Origin of the sequence: Streptomyces sp. SA15 (assembly GCF_002291145.1) — a bacterium.
Taxonomy (GTDB): Bacteria; Actinomycetota; Actinomycetes; order Streptomycetales; family Streptomycetaceae; genus Streptomyces.
On record NZ_NTGE01000050.1, the window covers coordinates 1 to 4,533 of the forward strand.

Genomic DNA, 4,533 nt, shown 5'->3' on the forward strand with positions numbered 1-4,533 from the left:
GAAAGTGACGGTACCTGCAGAAGAAGCGCCGGCTAACTACGTGCCAGCAGCCGCGGTAATACGTAGGGCGCAAGCGTTGTCCGGAATTATTGGGCGTAAAGAGCTCGTAGGCGGCTTGTCACGTCGGGTGTGAAAGCCCGGGGCTTAACCCCGGGTCTGCATTCGATACGGGCTAGCTAGAGTGTGGTAGGGGAGATCGGAATTCCTGGTGTAGCGGTGAAATGCGCAGATATCAGGAGGAACACCGGTGGCGAAGGCGGATCTCTGGGCCATTACTGACGCTGAGGAGCGAAAGCGTGGGGAGCGAACAGGATTAGATACCCTGGTAGTCCACGCCGTAAACGGTGGGAACTAGGTGTTGGCGACATTCCACGTCGTCGGTGCCGCAGCTAACGCATTAAGTTCCCCGCCTGGGGAGTACGGCCGCAAGGCTAAAACTCAAAGGAATTGACGGGGGCCCGCACAAGCAGCGGAGCATGTGGCTTAATTCGACGCAACGCGAAGAACCTTACCAAGGCTTGACATACACCGGAAACGTCTGGAGACAGGCGCCCCCTTGTGGTCGGTGTACAGGTGGTGCATGGCTGTCGTCAGCTCGTGTCGTGAGATGTTGGGTTAAGTCCCGCAACGAGCGCAACCCTTGTTCTGTGTTGCCAGCATGCCCTTCGGGGTGATGGGGACTCACAGGAGACCGCCGGGGTCAACTCGGAGGAAGGTGGGGACGACGTCAAGTCATCATGCCCCTTATGTCTTGGGCTGCACACGTGCTACAATGGCCGGTACAATGAGCTGCGATACCGTGAGGTGGAGCGAATCTCAAAAAGCCGGTCTCAGTTCGGATTGGGGTCTGCAACTCGACCCCATGAAGTCGGAGTTGCTAGTAATCGCAGATCAGCATTGCTGCGGTGAATACGTTCCCGGGCCTTGTACACACCGCCCGTCACGTCACGAAAGTCGGTAACACCCGAAGCCGGTGGCCCAACCCCCTTGCGGGGAGGGAGCTGTCGAAGGTGGGACTGGCGATTGGGACGAAGTCGTAACAAGGTAGCCGTACCGGAAGGTGCGGCTGGATCACCTCCTTTCTAAGGAGCACTTCTAGGCTGCCAGCGTGCTGACAGTCCAGAGGCCAGTACACCGGCGAATGTCCGGTGCTGGTTGCTCATGGGTGGAACGTTGACTACTCGGCACACTTGATCGTCTTCTCCTGCCAGTACTGCTCTGTTGAGCGTGGAACGCTGAGGGAAGCGGGGAGTGTGTCGGGCACGCTGTTGGGTGTCTGAGGGAATGGAATTTTCCTCAGCTGCCGGCCCCGGTGAAGCATCGCGTTGAGTGGTGTGTGACGGGTGGCTGGTCGTTGTTTGAGAACTGCACAGTGGACGCGAGCATCTGTGGCCAAGTTTTTAAGGGCGCACGGTGGATGCCTTGGTACCAGGAACCGATGAAGGACGTGGGAGGCCACGATAGGCCCCGGGGAGCCGTCAACCAGGCTTTGATCCGGGGGTGTCCGAATGGGGAAACCCGGCAGTCGTCATGGGCTGTCACCCATACCTGAACACATAGGGTATGTGGAGGGAACGCGGGGAAGTGAAACATCTCAGTACCCGCAGGAAGAGAAAACAACCGTGATTCCGGGAGTAGTGGCGAGCGAAACCGGATGAGGCTAAACCGTATACGTGTGAGACCCGGCAGGGGTTGCGTATGCGGGGTTGTGGGATCTCTCTTCTGTCGTCTGCCGGCGACAGGACGAGTCAGAAACCGTATGGATAGGCGAAGGACATGCGAAAGGTCCGGCGTAGAGGGTAAGACCCCCGTAGTCGAAATCTGTACGGCTCGTTGGAGAGACACCCAAGTAGCACGGGGCCCGAGAAATCCCGTGTGAATCTGGCGGGACCACCCGCTAAGCCTAAATATTCCCTGGTGACCGATAGCGGATAGTACCGTGAGGGAATGGTGAAAAGTACCCCGGGAGGGGAGTGAAATAGTACCTGAAACCGTGTGCCTACAAGCCGTGGGAGCGTCGGACATCAGCTTGCTGATGTCTCGTGACTGCGTGCCTTTTGAAGAATGAGCCTGCGAGTTTGCGGTGTGTTGCGAGGTTAACCCGTTGTGGGGTAGCCGTAGCGAAAGCGAGTCCGAACAGGGCGTTTTAGTAGCATGCTCAAGACCCGAAGCGGAGTGATCTAGCCATGGGCAGGTTGAAGCGGCTGTAAGAGGTCGTGGAGGACCGAACCCACCAGGGTTGAAAACCTGGGGGATGACCTGTGGTTAGGGGTGAAAGGCCAATCAAACTCCGTGATAGCTGGTTCTCCCCGAAATGCATTTAGGTGCAGCGTCGTGTGTTTCTTGCCGGAGGTAGAGCACTGGATAGGCGATGGGCCCTACCGGGTTACTGACCTTAGCCAAACTCCGAATGCCGGTAAGTGAGAGCGCGGCAGTGAGACTGTGGGGGATAAGCTCCATGGTCGAGAGGGAAACAGCCCAGAGCATCGACTAAGGCCCCTAAGCGTACGCTAAGTGGGAAAGGATGTGGAGTCGCAGAGACAACCAGGAGGTTGGCTTAGAAGCAGCCACCCTTGAAAGAGTGCGTAATAGCTCACTGGTCAAGTGATTCCGCGCCGACAATGTAGCGGGGCTCAAGCGTACCGCCGAAGTCGTGTCATTGCAGCATGAGCCCCAACGGGCGCTGTGATGGGTAGGGGAGCGTCGTCTGCCGGGTGAAGCAGCCGCGGAAGCGAGTTGTGGACGGTTGACGAGTGAGAATGCAGGCATGAGTAGCGATACACACGTGGGAAACGTGTGCGCCGATTGACTAAGGGTTCCTGGGTCAAGCTGATCTGCCCAGGGTAAGTCGGGACCTAAGGCGAGGCCGACAGGCGTAGTCGATGGATAACCGGTTGATATTCCGGTACCCGCTGTGAAGCGTCAAACATTGAACCAGGCGATGCTAAGTCCGTGAAGCCGCCCTGGAGCCTTCGGGCAAAGGGGAGTGGTGGAGCCGACGGACCAGACCTGTAGTAGGTGAGTGATGGGGTGACGCAGGAAGGTAGTCCATCCCGGGCGGTGGTTGTCCCGGGGTAAGGGTGTAGCCCGTCATCCAGGTAAATCCGGATGGCACATGGGTGAGACCTGATGCCGAGCCGATTGTGGTGAAGTGGATGATCCTATGCTGTCGAGAAAAGCCTCTAGCGAGTTTCATGGCGGCCCGTACCCTAAACCGACTCAGGTGGTCAGGTAGAGAATACCGAGGCGTTCGGGTGAACTATGGTTAAGGAACTCGGCAAAATGCCCCCGTAACTTCGGGAGAAGGGGGGCCATTCCTGGTGATCATCTTTACGGTGTGAGCTGGGGGTGGCCGCAGAGACCAGCGAGAAGCGACTGTTTACTAAAAACACAGGTCCGTGCGAAGCCGTAAGGCGATGTATACGGACTGACGCCTGCCCGGTGCTGGAACGTTAAGGGGACCGGTTAGTCATTCTTCGGGGTGGCGAAGCTGAGAACTTAAGCGCCAGTAAACGGCGGTGGTAACTATAACCATCCTAAGGTAGCGAAATTCCTTGTCGGGTAAGTTCCGACCTGCACGAATGGCGTAACGACTTCTCGACTGTCTCAACCATAGGCCCGGTGAAATTGCACTACGAGTAAAGATGCTCGTTTCGCGCAGCAGGACGGAAAGACCCCGGGACCTTTACTACAGTTTGATATTGGTGTTCGGTTCGGCTTGTGTAGGATAGCTGGGAGACTGTGAAGCTCGGACGCCAGTTCGGGTGGAGTCGTCGTTGAAATACCAGTCTGGTCGTGCTGGATGTCTAACCTGGGTCCGTGATCCGGATCAGGGACAGTGTCTGATGGGTAGTTTAACTGGGGCGGTTGCCTCCTAAAGAGTAACGGAGGCGCCCAAAGGTTCCCTCAGCCTGGTTGGCAATCAGGTGTTGAGTGTAAGTGCACAAGGGAGCTTGACTGTGAGACCGACGGGTCGAGCAGGGACGAAAGTCGGGACTAGTGATCCGGCGGTGGCTTGTGGAAGCGCCGTCGCTCAACGGATAAAAGGTACCCCGGGGATAACAGGCTGATCTTCCCCAAGAGTCCATATCGACGGGATGGTTTGGCACCTCGATGTCGGCTCGTCGCATCCTGGGGCTGGAGTCGGTCCCAAGGGTTGGGCTGTTCGCCCATTAAAGCGGTACGCGAGCTGGGTTTAGAACGTCGTGAGACAGTTCGGTCCCTATCCGCTGTGCGCGTAGGAGTCTTGAGAAGGGCTGTCCCTAGTACGAGAGGACCGGGACGGACGAACCTCTGGTGTGCCAGTTGTTCTGCCAAGGGCATGGCTGGTTGGCTACGTTCGGGAGGGATAACCGCTGAAAGCATCTAAGCGGGAAGCCTGCTTCGAGATGAGGACTCCCACCCCCTTGAGGGGTTAAGGCTCCCAGTAGACGACTGGGTTGATAGGCCGGATATGGAAGCACCGCAAGGTGTGGAGTTGACCGGTACTAATAGGCCGAGGGCTTGTCCTCAGTTGCTCGCGTCCACTGTGTT

At 57.5% G+C, this 4,533-nt stretch carries 2 rRNA genes; both read left to right on the plus strand.

The features are described from left to right. Window positions 1-1,082: ribosomal RNA gene (locus tag CLM62_RS09265) — 16S ribosomal RNA — on the plus strand; the annotation flags it as partial. Window positions 1,083-1,390: 308 nt separating this feature from the next. Then, a 23S ribosomal RNA gene (locus CLM62_RS09270) occupies window positions 1,391-4,511 on the plus strand. Window positions 4,512-4,533 lie beyond the last annotated feature (22 nt).